This window comes from Bacteroidota bacterium, from assembly GCA_016711505.1.
Taxonomy (GTDB): Bacteria; Bacteroidota; Bacteroidia; order AKYH767-A; family 2013-40CM-41-45; genus JADKIH01.
Map to the genome: position 1 here is coordinate 529953 of JADJSV010000002.1, position 22699 is coordinate 552651.

Genomic DNA, 22699 nt, shown 5'->3' on the forward strand with positions numbered 1-22699 from the left:
ACATTCCGCCTATTGTCATGCAGTTTGCAAATTTCTAAGAGTGAATGTTAAGGCGATCAAAATTTATTAGAATCTATTTATTGGTGGAACATTCTGGTGGGCTGGGATTTATCATCTTTCCACCGCAAGTTTCATTCTAACATGTTGTCTCTGAAACTCCACATCTACAAAATAGATTGATGCGCTGAGACGACTTGTGTTTATTGTAAATTGATTTCCGGTAGAGTTCCATTCACCTTCTAAGTATGTCAATCTTCCCGAGAGATCAAAAATCTGTATAGCTGAACCCTTAGGAATTCCATTTATAATTGCATGGTCGTTTGCAGGATTGGGATATAGAGTAGGTGATGATAATTCCAGATTATTTATATCGTTATATAAAAAAAAGTGGGAGGGTGAAGTAGATGTACAATTTCCTCGCAGAGAGTAACTGATAGATACAGTATAATAACCGCTTAGCGTTGCTGAATAATTTGGTGAAGTGGCACCTGCAATTGCAGTATCATTTCTGTACCATTGATATGTTGGGTTTATTGTTCCTATAGAGGAATAGTAATTGGCAGTCAGGTAACGAGGACAATTTAAGCAAGATGTTGTGTCCACTATAGATACAATAACGGATGGAGCAGCAAAAAATGAAGTCGAAGCCGTATGTCCCAGGGAATCTGTTACAGTAATGTGATAGGTGATCGTGTCTGTTAAAAAAATTTCCGGCTCTCTTGCTGTATCAGAGGATAAACCTATTGAGGGCGACCATTGAAAATGGTAAGGACCGCAACCTCCTAAAGCAATTGCAGTTGTATTAATTGTGTTTCCTATACAGCGTGTATAGTACATTTCATCCTGAGTCAGGTAGTTTAAATAAATACTTGAATCACTCGCATAATAGTATGTATTATGATTATTTGTACCGCAACATCCGCCTACCAGTGAGGTTCCGTAAGAAAGTGGGCGATAAGTGGAATCATATGTTATATGATAAGAGTGTTCATATTGGATAAAACAAGCTGTTGGTCCATAATATCCGGTATAAACTCCATTGGAATCATAAGAATTATTTTGTTCGATAAAACAACCATAATCATGTGTACTGTTGATTAATAATACTTGTCGTCCATGAATGTAATCGTAAGTGTAATATTGAATGACTTCTTCCCTGTCAAACATTTTATACGAACTTCTTACAAGATTAAAAGTGTCAAGTACAAGACAAGCACTATCTGTATAATACCAACTATGTCCTGAATCATAGACTAATTTGACAGAATACAAATGAACCAAATAGTTGTTGGCAGAATCGTAATTGAATTTTGCATCATCTACCCAAAGTGTATTTAAGCTGTCACGGATTTGTGTTGATAGGCTGTCCCGAATTCCGGATAGATCATATGAGATAACATAACGGCATGAGTCAATCCAGGTGCTACCGTTCCCTATTTGAAAGATGATATCATCCAGCCGTGCACCGGTATAGTTGTATGAGGTGTTGAAAATATTTATAAATGCTCCTGTTCCGGTTGTGTCTTTAACCAGCGTGTGATTTATCAATTTATTATTCGAATTGTAGATCCAGTTTTCCTCAGAAAAAAGCACCCATGTATTTCCGGCTCCATTGTAATCTAGTCGGGAGGTAATGAAATTTGTTAAAGTGTCATAAGTAAAAATAATTTTTTCCTTATATGTGTAACCGGAGCCTGTTCCGCTGTATGAATAAAAACTACTAGTATCATTCTGAGAATTTCTTTCAATGTATGTCCTGTCAAAAGTATGCGTGCTCGAACTAGAAAAAACACTACCACTAGAGGGTATAATTCCCCTTTCTGAACTTTTGTTCATACCGCTAACAATATTAAAAGTATCAGTAATAATAAAATATGTTTCGCCGGGTACGTATTGATATCTTTTGGTAACAACCACAGAATCACCGGTACAATTTTGCCCAAATGAAAGTGCAACTAAGAAAGTGAATGAAAAGAGAAGGCTAAGTACTTTTTTTATTGACATTGGGCTGCAAGTGTTTTAAAAAATTTAATTAATAATTTCTGTTAAAGTTCGGTTTTGCAAAAAAAATTAAGCTGAAACATGGTATAATTTGACTCTTCCAAACTTCTGTTTTGATTTCTAGCGATAAGTACTAAATGATTAATACTGAAAGATAGATTTTATATAAGGATATTCCAAATAATGCCGCTCGGCGGAATTTTTAGTGGAAATTAGCCGAATCCCTTCTCTACAGAAACTTCCATTATTTGAATTAAGGATTTAGTGTCCACGATTCTGAGCGAATTGATTTTCTTAGCTTAATTTGTATCTTAGCCTCCACTTCAAATATAAATCAACATTCTTATGAAGAAACACTTCCTGTACTTCACTCTCCTTACAATTCTATTTTCAACCGCTGGGATTGCTCAGAATAAAAAATCGACTGATTCGAAAAAGAATGAAACCGAGGCTGATAAAAAAGATCCATGGAAAAAAGAAACTTTTAATGGACTAAATTTCCGCTGCATCGGAACTGCGAAAACCTCAGGGCGCGTAGTTGATTTTGCCGTTAACCCAAATAATTCGAATGAGTATTTTGTTGCGGCTGCATCAGGTGGTGTATGGAAAACTTCAAATCATGGAATCACATATACGCCCGTTTTTGATAATGAAGGATCTTACTCTATTGGCTGCGTTACCATAGACCCTAACAACACCAATGTAGTCTGGGTAGGCTCCGGGAAAACAATAACCAGCGAAGCGTTGCCTATGGTGATGGAGTTTACAAATCAGAGGATGGTGGTATGTCATGGAAAAATGTAGGATTAAAAAATTCCGAACATATAGGGATGTTTGCAATAGACCCAAAAAATTCTGACATCGTTTATGTTGCTGCATACGGTCCGTTGTGGAGCGCTGGTGGCGATCGCGGTATTTACAAAACTACTGACGGAGGAAAAACCTGGAAGAATGTTTTATCTGTCAGCGAAAATACAGGCTTTAATGAAATCCACATGGACCCACGCAACAGCAATGTATTATATGCAACATCACATCAGCGCAGACGACAAGTTTACACTTATATCAGTGGCGGTCCTGAATCAAATCTTTATAAAAGCGTAGATGGCGGAGTTACGTGGGATACACTTAAGAAAGGACTGCCGGAAGTTGATAAAGGAAGAATCGGACTTGCCATCTCACCTGCAAATCCGGATTACATCTATGCCATCATTGAAGCATCTGACAAAAAAGGCGGAGTTTTCCGTTCTACTAATCGTGGAGCAAGTTGGGACAAAATGAGTGATAATGTAACAGCAGGAAATTACTACCAGGAAATTTTCTGTGATCCAAAGGATGTTGACAAAATATTTTATGTAGACTTATGGGTAATGGTATCAAAAGATGGCGGAAAAACATTTTCTAAAATTGGTGAAAAGTATAAGCACGTTGACAATCATGCTTTGTGGATAGATGACAAGGACACAAAACATCTTCTCGTTGGATGTGACGGCGGAGTGTATGAAACATATGATTTTGGAGTGAACTGGGAATTCAAAGCCAACCTACCGATCACACAGTTCTATAAAGTAGCAGTCGACAATTCGCTTCCATTTTATTGGGTATATGGAGGCACACAGGATAATAACAGTCTTGGAGTCCCTTCTCGTACTACTAGTGCAAACGGCATCACGAATGCTGATTGGATATTCACTCTTGGAGGTGATGGCTATGAAACACAGATCGATCCCGAAAACCCTGACATTGTTTATCCGCAATATCAATACGGAGGTTTATCTCGCTTCGATAAGAAGAGTGGGGAAATTATTGACATTCGTCCGGTCGAAGGTGAAAACGAACCTGCTCTTCGATGGAATTGGGATTCTCCTTTGCTGATCTCAACACACAAACATACGCGTCTTTATTGCGGTGCTAACAAATTATTCCGTACAGATGATATGGGTAACTCCTGGACTGCTATCAGTGGTGATTTATCGCGGCAGATTGACAGAAATAAATTACCTGTGATGGGAAGAGTATGGAGTATGGATGCCGTTGCAAAAAATTCATCAACTGATATTTATGGTCAACTTGTTTCCATTGCTGAAAGTTATTTTGATGAGAATCATCTTGTCGTTGGTACAGATGACGGACTCATTCAAGTCACGAAAGATGGAGGCAAATCATGGTCGAAGGTTGATAACATAGCCGGAGTTCCTGAACGTACTTATGTAAATCAAATCATCCCATCGCATCATGATAAAAATGTTTTCTATGCAACATTCAATCATCATCGTTACGGAAATTTTAACCCGTATGTATATAAAAGTACAGATGGAGGGATGACATGGTCACCAATTCAGGGAAATCTTCCTGAGCGCGGCAGTGTCTATACAGTAGCAGAAGACCATGTAAATAAAAACTTGCTTTTTGCCGGCACTGAGTTCGGAGTATTCTTCACCATCGATGGTGGAGTTAAATGGACACAACTAAAAGGTGGTTTACCGACCATTGCTGTTCGTGATATTGCAATTCAAACACGCGAAAGTGATCTAGTGCTGGCAACATTTGGTCGTGGATATTATATTCTTGATGATTACTCACCTCTCAGAACGATTACTAAAGACGATCTTGCTAAAGAAGCATTTATTTCTCCTGTCAAGGATTCGTGGATGTTTATCGAAAGTATTACTGAGACTGGTGGACCGCTAAAAGGATTTCAAGGAGAAAGTTACTATTCAGCACCGAATCCAAAAGTGGGAGCTGTATTTACATATTATCTGAAAGAAAATCTCAAGACCATGAAGGAAAAGCGTCAGGAGATGGAGAAAGAAAAAATAAAAAATAAAGAACCCATCAATTATCCTTCGGCCGACAGCATTCGTTTGGAAGACCAGTATCCCGAGCCATATCTACTTTTCACAATAACAGATGATGCCGGTAGTGTGGTAAGAAAAATCAAATCTGCAGCAAAGAAAGGACTAAGCAGAATAGTTTGGGATATGCGTTATGCATCGCCAGGTCCGATTAATTTTAACACGCTAGACCTCACCAATCCTTACGACCAAAGCGAAACAGGACATCTTGCTATGGCCGGTACATATAAAGTATCGCTGAGTAAATTTGAAGATGGTAAAATTACCGAGCTTGTTCCGGCACAACCATTCGTAAGTACATAAAGTAGAAAGACGTCTTATGGCAGCTAACATAAAAATGAATGGTGATGCAAGTCTTTCTAAGCGGGAATTCGAAATTCCACCATCCATTAACGGCCGCATAGGAACCATCGAATACACTCTTTGGACTTCAACATCTGCACCAACGCAAACAGCTATTAATAGCTTCGACATTGCTGCAAAGCAATTTGACATATTACTTCCGGAATTAAAATCCATTGACGAAGAAATTAAAATCGTAGAAGCAACACTTGAAAAGAATGGAGCCCCATATACTCCGGGGAGATTTCCTGAGTGGAGGAAATAAAAGTTTTAAGGGTTACTCCCAATAAAGAGTGTACCTCTTACCCCGGCAGGAATGTCGCTCGAGCAGTTACTTGCCTGAAAACTTGTCGTAAATTTCCGCTCAACATTCCGCCTACCTTCGTGCAGTTTGCCAATTTTAGTAGTTGAATTTTACAGGGAGAAATTCAAATTCCCGTTGGGCATTTTGTTGAACATTTCGCCAATCGGGAATATTTTGATAATATCGCTAACTTCCTTATAAATCATTTATGGGCATAAAAAAAGCCTAAATATTTAAGTAATTATAAAACTTTCCTGACCAAGTATGTAGAACACACTACAGATGGTTCAGGAGTCAGTGATGCTGCAACCGAAGTGACCATTGCATTTGATCAGATCAGGATACATAATGATAAGAATCCTGATCTGAATATGATCAAAGAAAAATTGCAGAATGAAAAAAAATATAAAATTGGAATAAATGAAATTAATTAATAATGTAATTGTAAAATATGTTTTGACTTTGTCAATAACCTTTTTTGGAAACGCTATAAATTCTAATGCCCAGATCGAGTTAATAAATGATAGTAATTTCGTTATTGGTATTAAATTTAATAATGGATTAACTGAAAAAATAGAACAGGTGGATGGCCTATTTTCTAAAGCAGGGATTTCTGGTGATGGGAAAATAGGGTTTGTAAAAAGAGTAAGTAGTTTAATGGACTCATTAGCATTATATGAGATTTATGATTCGATTGGAAATGAAGTTAGAAGATTTACGGGGCCGAATTTAAGTAGAATTTGTATTGCAAAGGATCTCAGGTATGCAATTTATGGTTCTGGTTTTACAACAGAGATAGCAACAAGAGAGAACTTGCTTCTATATGATAATAGTGGTAACTTAAAATATAGTTCAACCAAGCCTTTATCCCCAAATATTAATTGTAAATTTATTAACAACGGAGATTATTTTTATGCTTTTGCAGATTCAATAGAAAATAGGACCAACGTCAGGAAAACCATATTAATTATTTTCGATAAAGAAATAAATTTAATAGGAAAAGTTGAAATTGTTTCAGATAAATTGCATGAATATATCCATTTAGATTTTGTTGATGAACAAGCTATGACAATTTCATTTAAAATTAGGAAGTACATGTCATCCGAAGTAAGATTGATTAAATATAATTATTATGGAGTATTAATAAACTGAATTGTATGAAATCAGCATTTGTTTTTTTTGAATTATTATAACTTGTTTTAATTGTATTGGACAAATACTTGATTGGCCAATTTAGAACGGAAACTATCTGGTAGGTCAGTCGTTTGGTAGTTATCAAATAATTTATGAACCTCCTCCAAACCAGATCAGAGAAATGTTCAATCGAATGCAAAGTCGAAATTAGATTTACTTTTTCGATAAACACAATCGTAAAAATTTGCAAACCGCACGACGATAGGCGGAATGTTGAGCGGAAATTAGCGACAAACTTTCAGGCTAGTAACCGCTCGAGCGACATTCCTGCCGGGAGGTAAGGTACACAGTTAATTAATAGAACAACTAATAAAGCTGCATCTAAAACAAATTGTACTAATCAATTATTGAAACTTTAATTGGTCACGATCAAAAGAATTACAACCGAACATTCCATCAATCTGGTTTTTTTTGGAAGTTATTGCGTGGTGGAACAACTCCTCTGAATTGGGACCTGTTCCGGCTCCTTGCGAATATGGATTGTTGATCGGGTCAATTTATAACAATGTTAGCGAGGGCCTATCATTTGAGGCAACTACAGTAAAGAGGCTATATGAGAGGGTGGCTTAATTAGCTATTACAGCATTTCTAAACATTATATATCCAATTAGCAAAAGAATTAAATGAATAACTATATTAAATATTGCTTTGTTCTTTCCCTTAATTAGAAATGCGATGATTGACATTGAAACCATACTTGCAATTATATGGTACAGAAAGCTGACTACATAAACAATTACTAGCTCTAAACCAACCTCGATAAAATCAAAGAACTGGAAAGGTTGTCCATTAGTTTTATTTTTCACGTTTAAAACAACCAAATTAAATAACGGAATAAAGAATAAAAATAAAGTAACCGTTGGTACATGGAATAAATACATCTCCCATTGTTGTTTAGGAGTTAAAGGTGTTGTTGTACCTGAATAGACTGTTGAAGAATTATCTGTAGAATCGATATAACCGGTATCAGAAGGAATTTCGTCAGACACCGGAATTGAATCTTCAATGTTATTTTTTCTTTCTAATTCTGCATTTTTTTTTGAGGTTCTATCCTCATTCTCTTCTCTATCCTCATCATCCTCTTCTTTATCATCATCTTCTTCTTCATTATAATGTTCCCACCCCGTTCCTCCACAAGTTTGGCACTGCTTAGTGCCAGAACATTCATCACACGGATAATCCGAATCGGCAGGGTCACCCAAAGCTCCTAAAGAAACAGCTTTTCCTACAGCCTCAATATAAGAAGGATTATATCCTCTGCCATCACAACATGAGCAAGCACCATCTCCGTATACACCATTCCATCCGGTTCTAATTCCATTACAATCCGAACAACTTTTTTTTGAATCCTTTGCCATGTAAATATCCTTATATTACGAATCTAAATTTTAAAATTAAAGTTTAAACTTATGAAAAAAATTGTAATTGCCAACTGGGGTGCTTCAAAACAAGGTAAAACCAGTACAATCAAATTGCTGATTGAAATCATAAAGCAAAGAAATAGTGGAGCAAAATTGGACAGGCCTATCACAGGTGTATATGATATTCGAGTTATCATTACATTAACTAGCGGTATTAAAATTGGAATTGAAACAGCAGGTGACCCTGGCAGTCCGCTTGAAGAAAGCCTAGATGAATTTGTAAAAAATAATTGTGATGTTATTATCTGCTGTACCAGAACAAAAGGTAAAACAGAAAGACTGGTTGATAATTTGGCTATCAAACATAAATATGAAATTGTATGGGTTACGAATTATCGGTCAAATGAGTTAAGAATTGATAAATTGAATCAATTGTCTGCTGAAAAATTTTATGAATTGTTAGATAGAAGAATGAATAATTTAATATAAGTATTATGGCAAGACCTTTATTTAAAAGCAAAGAAATTAGAGAGTTGTTTGGAGTTTTGTTTAATCAGATTCTTACTGAATCAGGTAGGGGTTGTCTATTAATTGCAACTTCTCACATAGAGGAATATTTAGATAAAATAATTTTAGCTGTTTTCCCTGATGATTTTTCAAATAATAAAAGAAAAAAGCTATTGGATTTCCCAGGTGTTCTCAGTTCTTTTTCATCTAAGTTAGAGATTCTTTACGCGTTTCGATACATTAATAAGAGTTTGTATGATTCTTTAAATGAATTACGGAAGATTAGAAATGAAGCAGCTCATTCGAATAAAAAAGAATTTGAGCTTGTTAAATTAAATCAGCAAATGGAAAAAGTCTATATGATTGGAGAAGGCTTTTTGTATGTAGTGAAAAATAGTAGTATGAAAATGATGGTGAGCACTAAAGTTGATTCGTTGAAAAAAGCATTTAAAGAAAACGATTTTCCGGAAGAGGAAATTCAAAGGAGTGTTAGTGAAATGTTCGCAAATCCAAAAGTTGAAGAGAGCTTAAAGGAGCAATTACCTCACTGGGAATTAATAGTAGGAATATGTTGTATTTGTGAAGTCCTTCTTTTTCATCGTGACAGAGCAATTAAACTTCATAAAAAGAAAAAAGTTAAAAAAAGAGTAGAAACAATAAAAACCGGAGTATAATTCCGGTCTTTCATTCTCGCAGTTTATATTCACTCTCTCCGCTTGCCGGAATGTTCCATCAAATTACAGTCCCCAATAAAATGGCCCGCTATGAATACAATAATTGAAATTTGTAAATGGTACGAAGATAGGCAGAATGTTGAGCGGAAATTAGGGATACGCTTTCAGACTAGTAACCGCTCTAGTTACATTCCTGACGGGCGGGAGGTACACTCTTAGTTGGGAGTATAAATTTTTCGCCAGATCAGAGAAATGTTCAATCGAATGCAAAGTCGAAATTAAATTTACTTTTTCGATAATCTCAATCGAAAAAATTTGCAAACCGCACGACGATAGGCGGAATGTTGAGCGGAAATTAGCGACACACTTTCAGGCTAGTAACCGCTCGAGCGACATTCCTGCCGGGGATAAGGAACACAGTTGATTAATAGAACAACTAATAAAGCTTCATCTAAAACAAATTATTTTAGAGGGTCATGGCCAAAAGAATTACAACCGAACATTCCATCAATCTGGGTTTTTATTTATGGAGTTATTTGTATATGTTTGATTAAATAAATAAAACAATGAAATTATATCTCTATACCCTTTTTATATTACTAAACATTGCTACATGTAAATCACAAAATTTTTTATACTCTTGGGGATATTCATTCGGCGACACTACAAATAATGCAATTTTAGAGATTTCAGTCGATAAAGCGGGCAATAGCATTTCTGTAGGAAAATTTTCAAATCAAATCACTTTAGGTAGAGGCAATCCTGTAATTCTTCAGGCTTTAGGTTCCGTTGATTTTTATATTTTGAAAAGCGACCCTGATGGAAATGTGATCTGGCTAAAGCAATTTCAAATAGGTGGCTTCTCTACTCCTGAACAGCTCAAAACTGATGTAGATGGAAATATTTATGTTTTAGGACGTTTTGATACAACTGTAGATTTCGACCCTTCTCCTATTACAGACTATAACCTAACCTCTTCTGGAAATGACTTATTCATATTAAAACTCGACTCATTAGGAAATTTTCAATTTGTTAGACAAGTTGGAGCACAGTATATAAATAATTATACAGATATAACAATTGATAACGAAAAGAATATATTTTTTTATGGAATATTTTTTCTGCGATCAACGTGGCGAGTGCTCCCGGATTTTCTATGACGACAGATGGAAATGGATATGACCTCTTTATTTTTAAATTTGATTCAACCGGAACATTAGAATGGGGTAATCAATATCCATCATCGGTTTCCTTTCTGTTTGACCTGGCCATAACTTCGATGGGAGAAATTATATGCGTAGGAACCTTTAGTGATACAATAGATTTTGATCCTGACCCCCTTGTTGATTCATTTATGATATCCGAATATAAATCAGCTTTTATCTGGAAAATGAATTCTCAGGGAAATCTTATCTGGAAAAGAATTATTGGTGGCAATTATTATTCTACATGGGCCGAGTGTGTTACTTTAGATAATAACGACGACGTTTATATTGGCGGGAGGTTTGACTCTTTACAAGATTTTGATCCCTCTCCTTTAGATTCTTTTATGATGTCAGGAACCTTTCTTGCATTTGAGGATATTTTTATAGAAAAGCTAGATTCCGCAGGTAATTTTATTTTTGCAAAAAAACTCGCTCTGGGGCATCCGGGAAAAATTATTTTTGATTCAAAAAATAACATCATCATTTCCGGTGGTTTTTATTATGGTGATTTTGATCCTGATACTTCTTCTGCCCATGTGCATTTTTTGACGAGTAATGATGGCTCGTGTTATATATCCATACTTGATTCACTGGGAGATTTTATTTCCGCAGTTAATTTTGGGAGTGCAACTGGAAGTTATCCATACATTGGACTAGACAGTCTTGATAATTTTTATGTCTGTGGCCAATTTTTAGATTCTGCGGATCTTGATCCGGATCCTGGAAGCTACATTCCTTTTTACTCGAACGGAAATTTTGATGGATTCTATTTTAAATTGGTAAATCTAATCAATAAGAATTTTGAGATGGACCATGATAAAGAGTCTTACATTTATCCTAATCCTGTTTCTTATGAATTAACCATTCATAGTAAAGAAAAGATAAGCAAGGTATCAATCATTAATCTTACAGGGCAAATCATTTATACTAGTGACATCACTAACGAACTTTATCATATAAATGTGTCCGATATTACTTCAGGGATGTATTTGATTCACTTGACGTCTTCGAATAAAACGTTCACTCATAAGTTTATAAAAAACTGAATTTAATCATCACTTATTTTTTAAAAACCGTCTCCCAAATTATCCCCCAAAAACACCAAAGCCTCGTAACATCATCTGTTACAAGGCTTTAATCTTTGTGTTGGCGGTCCGGACGGGACTGTTGGACCGTTACAAACAATTGTATATGAGCACCGGAATAAATACCGGTAAAGCACACTTCTCCTCTAAGACAGGTTTGAAACAGTCCGCGATGCTCCATGATAAAAAGAAACTGACAGCTTTCATGGATAAGCTTTTTGAGAAGCTTGAAAAACTGCAGCGGGAATATGTACTTGATTTTGTCGAACCGAAGGAATTGAAGGAAAGATTTCTCACCGATGATTTTTCTTTCGAAAGTGACAAGAGAGTCTCTTTATCCGGATATATTAGTTTATGGGTGGAAGACCAAAAAAGCAACCATAAATCGACTCGATGATGAAACACTCAGTATCTATAATGCTCTCGCGTTATAAGATTAAGGGTACGGTGACATTATGATTGGTAGACTAACTGAAGGTTGGGTCCATGGTTTCATGAATCATTTAGGAAAACCCAAAAAAAATACTGTGATAAAGTACTGGCGAAAAATGAAAAGATATGCCGGATGCTTAAAATAAAACTTGATGATCAAGAGTTCACTAAAAAAATGGTTGAAGAAAAAACTGCCAAAGTTTATTTTTCGTTTGAAGAGCTACAGCATATAGAAAATTTTAAATTTAAAAATAGCAGTGAAAGACTGGAACGTGTCAGAGCAAATTTCATTTTCCAGGCATATACCGGAATGCGATATTCAGATTTCATACAGCAAGCAGAAATTCAATCAATCAATGGGAAAAAGTATATCATCATTGATTCTGGAAGTGAAAAGACAGACGAGCCGATTGCCATCCCTGTGTTTGCACCGGTAGAGCGAATCTTCAAAAGGAGGGTATCTCGGTAAGGAGATCAGTAATCAGAAGTACAACGATTACCTGAAAGAAATCATCGGCGAAATATATCCGGATAAAACGATCACCATTAAATATACATTGAATGGTAAAGAAAGAAAGGAGACACTCTTTAAGGGATAAAGTTGGTACACACTCAGGCGCGCGGAGCTTTGCTACTAACTTTACGCATCTCGGAATCATACCAAAAAGTTTATCATGGAGATTGTCGGAATTAGAAAGGAAGTGACTTTTGACAATTATATTGCATCGCCAAAGGTTGTGAATGCAGAACAGATGGTAAATATTCTACAGCGTGAACAGGAGCGAAATCCTAACATTGCTTATCTGTTGAATGATGAAATGTCCGGTACAAATAAAAAGAATAAAAAAAAAGTTGCCTGATCTCTATGCAATAACACACTAAATTTTTTAAAATTAGTTCCTAAAATTATTATTGTGTGATCAATGAAATTAGACCTTGTTTACGAATATCTTCTTTCAATTGATTAATACCAAACCAAGCATTGCGATGACAATTTCTTAATGGTAGTTTACTTCCGCAAAAGCAAGGAAAATGACCTCCGACGGCTTTATCTAATCTTAAACATCGAATGATTATTTCGAGACCTTTACGATTCATTCGTAGAGTATCTAAGCATTTAATTACATTACGAGATTGAGATTCGACATAATAAGATTCCAAGATTCCTATTTCCATGTGCGTAATCATTCCAAGGCCATTTATTGTGAATGTTATAATGTAATTGACCATATAAAAATGGAATTACTAATCTTTCAACAAACCGATCCAAAATAAAATCAGTTTCTAAATATTCCTCTTCAATAATTGGACTGCATAAGCAAGCCGATTTATCAAGCTTTTCATAAAAATGTCTGTCAAGTATTGAAGGGATATTTTTACTATGAATATAAACCCCTGGAAGTTTTGACCACGGGCGATTTACTAATGATGAAATAGTCAGTGAAACGTTTCCGGATAAAATATCACCCCCGATATTTTTTGGCCATGAGATAAATTTTGAAATTGGTTCGTGTCAAAATTATAAGATGCGATTAATTCAATCTCACCTTTAACTCCTGTCTACTAGATGACACTTTAATTTGGGGTAATAACTTTTACCCATTTAGTAGTGCCATCATCCAGCAATATTAAATTCCCACGGTGATTTCCGGAATAAATGGAACAGCGTATTTATTACCGGATTTGACGATGAGGTACAACCTGTTTCAATCCCAAGCTATCACCGAAAAGTTTTCTCCATAACTTTATCGATTCTTCTAAATCAAGAGCTTGATTCGCAGTGGCTGCTTTCTTTGCGTAATCACTTATAGCTGCTTTAAATTTCTTATACCCTTCCTTATCATTTTTCCAGTGTCGGTTGAAATTCTCTCCAGGCATAGCTGGGTTTACTATTGTCGGTGGATCATCATTCGCAGATAGAAATTCATTCATTTTACATAGCACAAAGTTAACGCACATGGAATATCTTTATATGCACCTGCAACAGCCTTGCTGCTGAAATTTGATTTGCAGCAATGGTAGTGAGTATAATTACTTAGTGCTGAACTCACCTTTATCATCACGGAGCAATTTAATCAGGGCGTACTACGAGGACCAGACAATTCTTTGCATTAAAATCCATTGCTCAAACCATTTGGCATATCCGTCGCCATCCGTAGGTTCAAACTTGTCGGTATTCTTATTGCAGATAGAAAACTTCCTCTATCTTGCAAAACACCAGGCACTAAATCGGCATGAAAGTCCCTTCATAATCAATTGTCACACATCATGTCTTACCATTGGTATCTATAATATCTTCACTACCTGATGCTCCGAAAAGCCTCCGCCAATTTTGTTAAATATTGTTTTGGAGTCCACGAGGTGTTTTTTAGGCGGATTAATAAATCAACATCGAATGAACCATTTTTGCCTGTAGGTTTAACTATTGTTTTCTATCTGGCGGAACCTTGTACGAATTGAGTCGATGAATAAATCTTTAAAATCAGGATGGTTGGAAATAAATTCTGCCAGGATACGCTGCCTTCTTTATTCGTTTACACGATCAAGTTTAAATTTGGCTCGCTCTAAAAACTCATTGAATAATTCTTGTGTTGTCATTGTTTGAATATTAATTGCTAATTATAATAAGGTGGTATAAAAGCTTCCGCCTTTCCGTAAAATATGATTTGATAAATGGGAATTGCTCTCGTGCGCAACTTTCTCCCAATCCTTCAAGTTGTGGAATCGCTTTATAACTATCGAGTTCAAATCGATCTGGCGACACTTTGGGTCAATTCCTATTAATCTGCTCGTGACTACATAAAACTGCCGCTGTTCCAAGTGAAGCTAAATCACCGCTGTGCATAAATAAATCCAGCTGCCCTAAATGCCCAAACAGGTTTACCCCGACCAAATCTCCTTTTATTAATTGGGCTGGAAGGCGGCCGATACTCAAAATACATACGATTCCAGGGCCATTTAAAATACCCAATGCTTCAACCACTGCCATTCCGGTCGGATTATTGGCCCACATACCACCGTCAACCAATGGTGCTCTGATGGTAATAAATGTGCCGGGAAAAAAGTTGGGGCAGCAGATGTTGATAGCGCCACATCAACAATATCCCTAATAACGATAATCTGCGAGAAATCGTTCACGATGCGCCGTCTTATGAATATATATTTTACCAGTATTCAGATCCAGGCTTGGAATAACTAATCAAGTTTTTTACTATCGCTAAGTTTTTATCACCGAAAGTATTTTCCAGGGCTAATTAGAGCTCCCTGATCCTACCCTTCGAGTATAGAAAGTGGCGATAACGTTTGAGATTCTGATTACCGGCAAAAATGGATTTACCATATTTTTTATAAAAGTCTAAAGTTTCCTGCGCAGTACTTTCTAATCCTAAATTTAACGCAATGATCCCGCCGGTTGAAGTACCGACAATCAGATCAAAATAATCAGAAACCATTCCATTGATCTGTTTTTCGATTGTAGCAAGGAATGAAGCAGCAAAAACTCCCTTAATTCCACCTCCATCAATACATAATATTTTTTTCATGATGTGAGGTTGGGTTTTTTAATTATGGCCACGACCTTACCGCTAATTGCGAAGTCATCAGATGGATGTAAATAAATTGGCTCATAATCGAAAGACGAATCTGCCATTAATACAAATTGATCATTTTGCTTATCATTTATAAATCGCTTTATAGTAGCCTTTCCGTCGATAATTGTATAATACAACATCTTTGGAATAAACATTTTTATCATTTGCATTAATAATTACATAATCTCCATCTTCAATTCGCTTTCCATTTATCTCCTCTCGATTCATTGATGAACCGTCTGCTTTGATTGCATACAAACCATCCGGCTGAGATCGCCCTACTAATTTTGTTGATACTCTTAAAAGCCCTGATTTTTTCTTCAGAAAAATTATTGCGGGGCCGCAATTTGCAGTTCCTAAAATCGGATTGGAAAAATGCTTGCGGTAGATTCGAGAATTCTTTGCCCAACCAAGTGAAGGCTCCGAACGATCCGGCCCCCTTCCTCGGTCAATGGAAAGAAAACCTCGTTTTTCAAGTTGTTGTAGATGATGCTTGATTTTCTGCGGTGATTCATCTCGCAAACCAATAGCTGAAGCCATTTCTCTAAGGCTCATCTTTGCCAATTGTATTGATTTTGATAAAAAGAAGCTTTTCTTGAATCCATGCATAATACAAATATGCAGAATTTAACTGTAATATCAAATAAATCTTATAACTCCTTAAAACTTGACGATAATATTATTTTTGTAATTTTGGCATGAAATTGGAACTCAGAGTTTATGTACGATCAGATCGTACAACTTCAAGAATACCTTATTACAACTATTACCCAGGGTCACAATCCTTATATGCAGATGATGTTTTGAGTCTCGTCGGAAAAATCTTTATAATTCTGCCGTGCCGAAAATCTTTTACCTGATTGGTTGGCGGATATTCATAGCTTAAGCAGCTTTTACCAATGGATAAAAGAAAAAAGGAAATGGTGATCAACGGAAGGCTTTTGTATGCGATTCGTTCAAACCTGCATTGAAATATCTTCAAGAGTAAACCATCAGTTATTGGCCAGACATCAATTACTGATAAACTTGAAGTTTTCGAGAAACTTATATTTATGATTCCTGGATAAAGGAATTGGAAGAATAGAGAGTGATCCTGACGGCGCTCTCTTCGCACGCACACTGGTTGAAACAACATGCAAATTCATTCTGAAGAAATTATCTATCCCATTTGAAATTGATACCGATCTTCCGAAACTCTGCAAACTTACCATTGGAGCGTTGAATGTTTCTCCGGATCCTTTAACGAAAGGAAGCATTCATGCGAATATTCAATGGATGTTATACAGCAATTGAAGGTATCCAGAACTTCGCAATAAATATCCGATTCGCATGGGAAAAGACGAGGGTTTTAAAACCGTTGAGGCGACATGCTGAACTTACGGTTAATTTATCCGGAACATTAAGTGTTTTTATGCTTGAAACTCTGGAAAGTCAATTAAAGGATTAACTTGAATTATATGATACCAACCCAAACACCGGAAGATGTAAAAATTTAAAAATCTTCTTCTAACTTCAGAATTAACTGTTGAGGGATAACTTCTCTGATTGAACCATCGTTATTAACCATGTTAGAGAATAGCCTTCCTTTCTTCTCTCCTCAATTTGTACCGAAGATATCTTTGATTACGTTGAGAGATTAACGATTAACCGAAATGTCGTCGGGTCTAATAAGCGCATAAGAAATATTTCACAGTTAAGTTTCCTCCTGCGGAGAAAGTTACAAGATAAGGGAGATGCAATCGTCCGATCAAATCAGTATTATATGGCGGTTTTAATCGTATGACAGTATTAAAGTGAACTCCGGCCTGGGATAGGTGACATCATAACAGTTTCTAAATGGAGAGTAAAACATGACATGCCACAGAAATATGTACCGATATTTAAGAATCAACCTCGACCACGAGTCGGTTAACAGGATATGTACCAACCATCGAGGAGTTAATAAATCATCCTGACAATCTTCTTAACGAACGGACATGGAAGATTAATAAATTATACGAAGAACAACTGGTTAATGTTGAACCTTACTTAAAGGAACAAATAGAAGATTTGGTTCAATTTATTGCAGATGCATTTACACGACCTGTTCCATCTAATCATCTTGACTATCTCATTAGTGCATTTTTCAGATGTAATTCTTAACCGGTTTGAAAATGGATCGATCGACGCTATTTTCTATCCCAGTGTTAAACAAAACTTGTCTTTCGAAAATATTGCGATAAAACCATCCTCATTCGTGAAAAATATGAAATATATGAAGTAAAGTTCTGTTGTGGTTCAAACTTCACCTGGGACATTTATGTTAGGGCTTCGGAGATTGCAAAAGTTTGACTTAGCATCAGAAAAATTCTATGGGATAAAGATCAGATGCGACAAAGTTCAGAGGAACTGGAATCACTTAAAAATAAATATGGAATAGATATCTGGTCTGGGATAATTTAGAAATTCAATAAGCTTTTTATTCATTTCGGATTGCCAATAAAGTATACATTACTTTAACTATTTGACTCTGTACTTCCAGATAGTGGACCTTTAAATCAGAGAACGCCCTTCTGATTTTTCAGGAGGTGAATCCATTACTAAGTTATTTTCTTTAATCAAAAGTTGAACTTTATTGTACCATGATCCCATAAAATCGTTTATGATAATATACAAATCTTTCATTGCACGTCCAAAAGTCAAATAAATAATTGTAAATTGATCCATTAGCATCTTCCCATGATGTCTCTGTCCCAACCTGCTAAAGATCCTTCACTACGCAACTCAGGAATTAACAACAAGCCGAGTTCTCGATTTTGAACAGTATTTTCCATGAACAAAAATATGTCTTTGATAATAAAACTTTTAATTTTTTCCAAGTAAGGGCTTGAATCTTTTGCGACATAGTCTAATAGGGTAGCAAAAGCAAGATTCGCAATTATCATAATTCGACCAGGTGAGTTCCAATTGCTGCCAGATAATTTTGTAAATCCATATAATCATCAAATGACAGAACAGCATCTTTAAGCCTATTTTTTTAATTCTTCTAAAGAACATAAAGATTCAAGTATTGTATAGTGATGTTCAGAAAATTGAAACTCTTTTTTTGGATTTGATCTGGAATATTTTCTTTGCCTTTTACAGACATATTTGCCATAAGTCCGTTACCGGAGTGGCCAATGAAAATTGACCATATTTTTTCATAATGCTGTAAGTGTTTATGCACGAACTCTGATGAATTTTTTTCTAATTCATCACCATTATTTACAATCGTCCAATCGGAATCAGCCATACTCATAATAAATCCATTTGATTTAGATATATTTGAATAATTATCTTTAAAAGTCATAACATTGTTTTCTTACCTGAAATCACTTAGTGAATTTATTTGCGGTTAATCTTACGGCAATACAAAAATACATTTCGATTTTATTTCGAAAAGGAAATCAAACAAATAAACAAATAAAATCAACTAGTCTATAATAATTTTAACATATGTCAGGTCTTTTTAATTTGATTAAATCAAATATTGCATTTTTAAAGTTTTTTACCCATATTGGACCACCATATGACTCAAGACCTTAAATATTTCTTTAAAAAAGCCAAATTCACACCCACTGATGAACAGGCAGAGGCGATTTCATATGTTGATGGACCTCTTTTTGACCGCCGGTCCCGCTCCGGAAAAACGAGTTCTCTTATGGCGGACTTTAAATTTATTAGCATTTCAGAATGTAAGCCGGAAGAAATCTTCCTTAGTACGTTTACAGAGAAAGCTGCCCTACAGCTGAAAGATGGTTGCGTACTCTCTTGGCTATGGTAAGCAACAAAAGAGACTAATCAGCCTTTCGATATTTCCCGAATGGCAATTGGTACCGTTCATTCTATTTGTAATTCTATTATCAGTGATAGGAAATTCTCCGCAGATGGAGAAAGAAGAAATCCTCAAAAGTTCTTGACGAACTCGACCAATATCTTTTTATCTACAATCGGAATAACTGGATCCAATTAATTGGTGAAGGCAACTTCAAGGATGAAGAAGAGGCACAAAGAGAGATCAATGTTTTTATGGGCAGCGGTAATCGCTCATCCAGGCATGAAGCTGCGACAAATATTATAAAAGTATTTAATAGATTTTCTGAGGAACATATAGAACCGGATAAAGTGAAAACGAAGGATCAAATGCTGCGTTCTCTTTTAAAAATGTATGCTCAGTATTTAAAGATGCTGAAAGAGCAACATAATAGAATCAGTACTGTTGATCTTTCGCTTTTGCAACTTGAAGCGTTTCGGTCCATAATCTCTTCTGATAAAGGAAAACATGTTTACAAACATATCATCATCGACGAGTATCAGGACACAAATAGCATTCAGGAAAAAATATTCTTTGAGCTTGCAAAGGGTCATAAGAATTTATGTGTTGTTGGTGACGATGATCAGGCTTTATACAGGTTCCGCGGCGCAACAGTTGAGAACCTGGTTGAGTTTCCAAAACGATGTGATGTATTTATCGGTGTAAAACCTCACCGCATCGATCTTGTCAAAAATTTTCGTTCGAAGAAAAAAATTGTTGATACCTATAACCATTTTATTAAACTGGTTGATTGGACGAATAATGGTGATCCAAATTCTCAATTTAGAATCCATGATAAAATAATTAACCCTCATTCAAAAGACAAGAATTTTTCGGTTGCTGTTACATCAAATGCCGGACGAAGCTGGAATTGGAACTTGCTCACTTCATTAAGAAATTAAAAAGTGAGAAAAAATAAACGACTACAATGAAGTTGCTTTTCTCTTTCCCGCAATGAAGGGAAATGCCAAAGTCCGAGATTTGAAAGAAGCACTTGAAGCGGAGGATATTCTGTTTATGTACCTCGTGCCGGTAGATTCTCAGTAGAAGAATCAGAAGCTGTTTTCGGACTAATGACACATGTCTTTGGAAAGCCACCTTTTAATCATTCTGCAAGCGGTAGTATGCGACAGTTTCAAGGTTGGCTAATGGCGCACACAATAACGTAAAGATTTAATTATTAAACCTGATAAGCAGCTTAGTGCATTTATCCAAGAGCGAAAAATCACAGTTAGATCAAATCGCTAATGACTTTATGCTTCTCCAAAAATTGGTTGAAAAGAGAAAATGGGATGAATCTTTACCGTTACGATTGGAAAGTTGCTGGAAATGGCTAAAGTAAATGGTCTGAGCAAAGCAGCCATCACCACTCTGAACCGACATTCCTTTCGAGAGTTGATCAAGAACAGAGAAAAACAAGGAAAACCAATCAGACTTAGCTATGTCTTGAATCGAGCTACTTGTGTGGATTGGAGCGTACTGGATTTATTTTACCAACTGTGTGGTTTGGGGTACTTCAAGAAGATGATTGATTTGGCGGAGGACGGCACAGATGAAGGACCAATTTGTAATCTTGCATTGATCTCGCAGTATATTGCCAGATATCTTGAAAGTTACTCTGCGGTGATTACCGGCAGATTTATGAAGGAGGATCGCTTTGTTCAATTATTTTTCAATTCTTATTTATATGCTTTATACCGTCTTCAGGAATCAGAATATGAAGATCCTGAAGATCCATTTCCGAAAGGTCGAGTCCCATTTCTCACTATCCATCAGGCTAAGGGGCTGGAGTTTCCTGTGGTTGTACTTGGAAGTGTTTATAAACGCGATCGAGGAGCAAGTCCGGTAGAGGAAATCATTCGTACTATTTTAAAAAAGAAAGGTGAACCACTTGACCGAATAGGTATCTTCGATAACATGCGAATGTTTTATGTTGCATTATCACGTGCAAAAACTTGTTAGTGATTCCAAAATACAAAGTACTGCACGGCGGCACTGATGAATTTAAACAATTATTCGCAAACACATCTTTTCCGGAATTAAGATTAATTAACACAAAAGAACTACCAGATGCGGAAATCAATAAAATTGATCTTGGGAAAAACTATTCTTTCACAGGTGACTATCTGCAATATAAAAAATGTCCGCGTCAATACATGATTTTCAATCAATACGGTTAGTTCCATCGCGATCAAAACGATGTTTTTCGGATCGCTGGTACATAAAACTATTGAAGATCTTCACAACTTTATCATTCATCAACGATCTAAATCTGTGACTGCATGAATGTCGAAGAACGGATAAAAGATTATTCCGAGCTCAATTATGAGATGATGAGATATGAAGCTGGTCACGACATCACGGCTGATATTCGTGAGCTTGCATTCAAACAAGTTCTTTATTATTGGAGAAAATGCAGATGTTGCCGAAAGAATTACTGAAACTGAAGTGAAGTTATCATTACCGGATCAGGTTTCTCCTGAAGGACGAAGATTTAATATTGAGGTGTCGTGGATATTGTTCGTGAAGACAATGAAACCTACATGTATGATTTAAAGACACATGACCTCGATTACATTAGGCACAACATTGATTATGTGAGAAACAGCTGAATATTTACGCTCACATTTGGAAAGGACTTCGTGGTAATCGGCTCGATCATTCATGTATAATCTCTACAGCTATCCCCGCCCGACTAAAAGATGCAATTCGTTCCGGCGATGAAAATTTCGAAAAGCTGAGATGGATAAACGGGAATCCATTGGTAGAGATCAAATTGCAACAAGAAAGAATCAATTTACTCATAAATGATTTTGGTACTGTAGTAGACGATATCGAAAACAGTCGGTTTAGTCCATCATCTTTAAAGCAATTAAAAGAAAAAAGCCGTTGAGGTTCTCAAAGGAAAATTATGCTACACGAGTTTGCGAAACTGTGAGCGCGATATTCCCTGCTCTTCCTACCGTGAATACGCTGCTCAAACTAGGGAAAAATCTATACAACTTCAAACAATTTTGGGTTAGATCCGATTTCCGACGTTTGAACAAGAAGAATGGCTTGAAGGAAATATTAACAATGAACAATTAGAAATATCTGCTAATGCAGCAGATGAATTAGACTAAATATGCCAATAGAAAAGCTGAGACCAAAATTTATTTTTGACGAAGAAAGAATAAAACAATTGAAACAAATTGCACCGGAAGCATTTGCTGATGGTAAAAATTAATTGGGAAACTTTAAGGAATCTTTGGGTGATCAACTTGAAGAAGATGGACAGGATGCAGAGCATTTTGGTTTGTTCTGGCCTGGTAAGCGTG

At 36.0% G+C, this 22699-nt stretch carries 19 protein-coding genes and 1 pseudogene; 12 read left to right on the forward strand and 8 right to left on the reverse strand.

The window, feature by feature from the left end:
- Nucleotides 1-111 precede the first annotated feature (111 nt).
- Nucleotides 112-2004: a T9SS type A sorting domain-containing protein gene (locus IPL24_05840; protein ID MBK8363211.1), complete on the reverse strand. Its 1893-nt coding sequence runs from the start codon at nucleotides 2002-2004 to the stop codon at nucleotides 112-114.
- Between the two features lie 342 nt (nucleotides 2005-2346).
- Between IPL24_05840 and IPL24_05845 the strand changes: the two are divergent.
- Nucleotides 2347-5463, forward strand: a pseudogene (locus tag IPL24_05845) (glycosyl hydrolase).
- A 459-nt stretch (nucleotides 5464-5922) separates the two neighbouring features.
- Complete coding sequence (locus IPL24_05850; GenBank protein ID MBK8363212.1) at nucleotides 5923-6654, forward strand: hypothetical protein; 732 nt, start codon at nucleotides 5923-5925, stop codon at nucleotides 6652-6654.
- A 608-nt stretch (nucleotides 6655-7262) separates the two neighbouring features.
- On the opposite strand, the gene IPL24_05855 is transcribed toward IPL24_05850, so the two are convergent.
- Complete coding sequence (locus IPL24_05855) at nucleotides 7263-8054, reverse strand: hypothetical protein (GenBank protein MBK8363213.1); 792 nt, start codon at nucleotides 8052-8054, stop codon at nucleotides 7263-7265.
- 51 nt (nucleotides 8055-8105) lie between these two features.
- On the opposite strand from IPL24_05855, the gene IPL24_05860 reads away from it, so the two are divergent.
- The 7 genes from IPL24_05860 (at nucleotide 8106) to IPL24_05890 (ending at nucleotide 12820) form a co-directional block, all read left to right on the forward strand.
- On the forward strand, nucleotides 8106-8546 hold the full coding sequence (locus IPL24_05860) for a hypothetical protein (protein ID MBK8363214.1): 441 nt from the start codon (nucleotides 8106-8108) through the stop codon (nucleotides 8544-8546).
- Nucleotides 8547-8551: 5 nt separating this feature from the next.
- Nucleotides 8552-9238: a hypothetical protein gene (locus tag IPL24_05865; GenBank protein ID MBK8363215.1), complete on the forward strand. Its 687-nt coding sequence runs from the start codon at nucleotides 8552-8554 to the stop codon at nucleotides 9236-9238.
- 566 nt (nucleotides 9239-9804) lie between these two features.
- Nucleotides 9805-10398 carry a hypothetical protein gene (locus tag IPL24_05870; protein ID MBK8363216.1) on the forward strand — a complete coding sequence of 198 codons (594 nt, stop codon included), beginning with the start codon at nucleotides 9805-9807 and terminating at the stop codon, nucleotides 10396-10398.
- Nucleotides 10371-11489, forward strand: coding sequence for a T9SS type A sorting domain-containing protein (locus IPL24_05875; GenBank protein MBK8363217.1), 1119 nt, complete (start codon nucleotides 10371-10373; stop codon nucleotides 11487-11489). Before IPL24_05870 ends, IPL24_05875 begins: the two co-directional genes overlap by 28 nt.
- Nucleotides 11490-11634: 145 nt before the next feature.
- Entirely contained in the window at nucleotides 11635-11925 is a 291-nt protein-coding gene (locus IPL24_05880) for a hypothetical protein (protein ID MBK8363218.1), read from the forward strand.
- Nucleotides 11926-12135: 210 nt separating this feature from the next.
- Nucleotides 12136-12429, forward strand: coding sequence for a hypothetical protein (locus IPL24_05885; GenBank protein MBK8363219.1), 294 nt, complete (start codon nucleotides 12136-12138; stop codon nucleotides 12427-12429).
- Nucleotides 12430-12634: 205 nt separating this feature from the next.
- A complete protein-coding gene (locus IPL24_05890) occupies nucleotides 12635-12820 on the forward strand; it encodes a hypothetical protein (GenBank protein MBK8363220.1) in 186 nt (61 codons plus the stop codon).
- Nucleotides 12821-13634: 814 nt separating this feature from the next.
- Here the strand turns inward: IPL24_05890 and IPL24_05895 are convergent.
- The 5 genes from IPL24_05895 to IPL24_05915 all read right to left on the reverse strand — a co-directional run bounded on the left by IPL24_05895 (nucleotide 13635) and on the right by IPL24_05915 (nucleotide 16806).
- Nucleotides 13635-13892: a hypothetical protein gene (locus IPL24_05895; protein MBK8363221.1), complete on the reverse strand. Its 258-nt coding sequence runs from the start codon at nucleotides 13890-13892 to the stop codon at nucleotides 13635-13637.
- Between the two features lie 838 nt (nucleotides 13893-14730).
- Nucleotides 14731-14949: a hypothetical protein gene (locus IPL24_05900; GenBank protein ID MBK8363222.1), complete on the reverse strand. Its 219-nt coding sequence runs from the start codon at nucleotides 14947-14949 to the stop codon at nucleotides 14731-14733.
- A gap of 265 nt (nucleotides 14950-15214) precedes the next feature.
- Nucleotides 15215-15505, reverse strand: coding sequence for a patatin-like phospholipase family protein (locus tag IPL24_05905; protein MBK8363223.1), 291 nt, complete (start codon nucleotides 15503-15505; stop codon nucleotides 15215-15217).
- A 129-nt stretch (nucleotides 15506-15634) separates the two neighbouring features.
- On the reverse strand, nucleotides 15635-16105 hold the full coding sequence (locus tag IPL24_05910; protein MBK8363224.1) for a hypothetical protein: 471 nt from the start codon (nucleotides 16103-16105) through the stop codon (nucleotides 15635-15637).
- A gap of 455 nt (nucleotides 16106-16560) precedes the next feature.
- Complete coding sequence (locus IPL24_05915) at nucleotides 16561-16806, reverse strand: hypothetical protein (GenBank protein ID MBK8363225.1); 246 nt, start codon at nucleotides 16804-16806, stop codon at nucleotides 16561-16563.
- 2 nt (nucleotides 16807-16808) lie between these two features.
- On the opposite strand from IPL24_05915, the gene IPL24_05920 reads away from it, so the two are divergent.
- On the forward strand, nucleotides 16809-16997 hold the full coding sequence (locus IPL24_05920; GenBank protein MBK8363226.1) for a hypothetical protein: 189 nt from the start codon (nucleotides 16809-16811) through the stop codon (nucleotides 16995-16997).
- 1578 nt (nucleotides 16998-18575) lie between these two features.
- Here IPL24_05920 and IPL24_05925 read toward each other — a convergent pair.
- Nucleotides 18576-18878, reverse strand: coding sequence for a hypothetical protein (locus tag IPL24_05925; GenBank protein MBK8363227.1), 303 nt, complete (start codon nucleotides 18876-18878; stop codon nucleotides 18576-18578).
- A gap of 719 nt (nucleotides 18879-19597) precedes the next feature.
- Between IPL24_05925 and IPL24_05930 the strand changes: the two genes are divergently transcribed.
- The gene (locus tag IPL24_05930) at nucleotides 19598-20284 is read left to right on the forward strand and encodes a UvrD-helicase domain-containing protein (protein MBK8363228.1); all 687 of its coding nucleotides are present in this window, start codon (nucleotides 19598-19600) and stop codon (nucleotides 20282-20284) included.
- 427 nt (nucleotides 20285-20711) lie between these two features.
- Complete coding sequence (locus IPL24_05935) at nucleotides 20712-21344, forward strand: hypothetical protein (GenBank protein MBK8363229.1); 633 nt, start codon at nucleotides 20712-20714, stop codon at nucleotides 21342-21344.
- The last annotated feature ends 1355 nt before the right edge of the window (nucleotides 21345-22699 follow it).

Excerpts from the sequence above, each read along its gene's own strand:
- IPL24_05840 (MBK8363211.1), bottom strand. The coding sequence starts at position 2,004 with ATGTCAATAAAAAAAGTACTTAGCCTTCTCTTTTCATTCACTTTCTTA.
- IPL24_05850 (MBK8363212.1), top strand. The coding sequence starts at position 5,923 with ATGAAATTAATTAATAATGTAATTGTAAAATATGTTTTGACTTTGTCA.
- IPL24_05855 (MBK8363213.1), bottom strand. The coding sequence starts at position 8,054 with ATGGCAAAGGATTCAAAAAAAAGTTGTTCGGATTGTAATGGAATTAGA.
- IPL24_05860 (MBK8363214.1), top strand. The coding sequence starts at position 8,106 with ATGAAAAAAATTGTAATTGCCAACTGGGGTGCTTCAAAACAAGGTAAA.
- IPL24_05865 (MBK8363215.1), top strand. The coding sequence starts at position 8,552 with ATGGCAAGACCTTTATTTAAAAGCAAAGAAATTAGAGAGTTGTTTGGA.
- IPL24_05870 (MBK8363216.1), top strand. The coding sequence starts at position 9,805 with ATGAAATTATATCTCTATACCCTTTTTATATTACTAAACATTGCTACA.
- IPL24_05880 (MBK8363218.1), top strand. The coding sequence starts at position 11,635 with ATGAGCACCGGAATAAATACCGGTAAAGCACACTTCTCCTCTAAGACA.
- IPL24_05885 (MBK8363219.1), top strand. The coding sequence starts at position 12,136 with ATGGTTGAAGAAAAAACTGCCAAAGTTTATTTTTCGTTTGAAGAGCTA.
- IPL24_05890 (MBK8363220.1), top strand. The coding sequence starts at position 12,635 with ATGGAGATTGTCGGAATTAGAAAGGAAGTGACTTTTGACAATTATATT.
- IPL24_05895 (MBK8363221.1), bottom strand. The coding sequence starts at position 13,892 with ATGAATGAATTTCTATCTGCGAATGATGATCCACCGACAATAGTAAAC.
- IPL24_05900 (MBK8363222.1), bottom strand. The coding sequence starts at position 14,949 with ATGGCAGTGGTTGAAGCATTGGGTATTTTAAATGGCCCTGGAATCGTA.
- IPL24_05910 (MBK8363224.1), bottom strand. The coding sequence starts at position 16,105 with ATGAGCCTTAGAGAAATGGCTTCAGCTATTGGTTTGCGAGATGAATCA.
- IPL24_05915 (MBK8363225.1), bottom strand. The coding sequence starts at position 16,806 with ATGCTTCCTTTCGTTAAAGGATCCGGAGAAACATTCAACGCTCCAATG.
- IPL24_05920 (MBK8363226.1), top strand. The coding sequence starts at position 16,809 with ATGCGAATATTCAATGGATGTTATACAGCAATTGAAGGTATCCAGAAC.
- IPL24_05925 (MBK8363227.1), bottom strand. The coding sequence starts at position 18,878 with ATGACTTTTAAAGATAATTATTCAAATATATCTAAATCAAATGGATTT.
- IPL24_05930 (MBK8363228.1), top strand. The coding sequence starts at position 19,598 with ATGGGCAGCGGTAATCGCTCATCCAGGCATGAAGCTGCGACAAATATT.
- IPL24_05935 (MBK8363229.1), top strand. The coding sequence starts at position 20,712 with ATGGCTAAAGTAAATGGTCTGAGCAAAGCAGCCATCACCACTCTGAAC.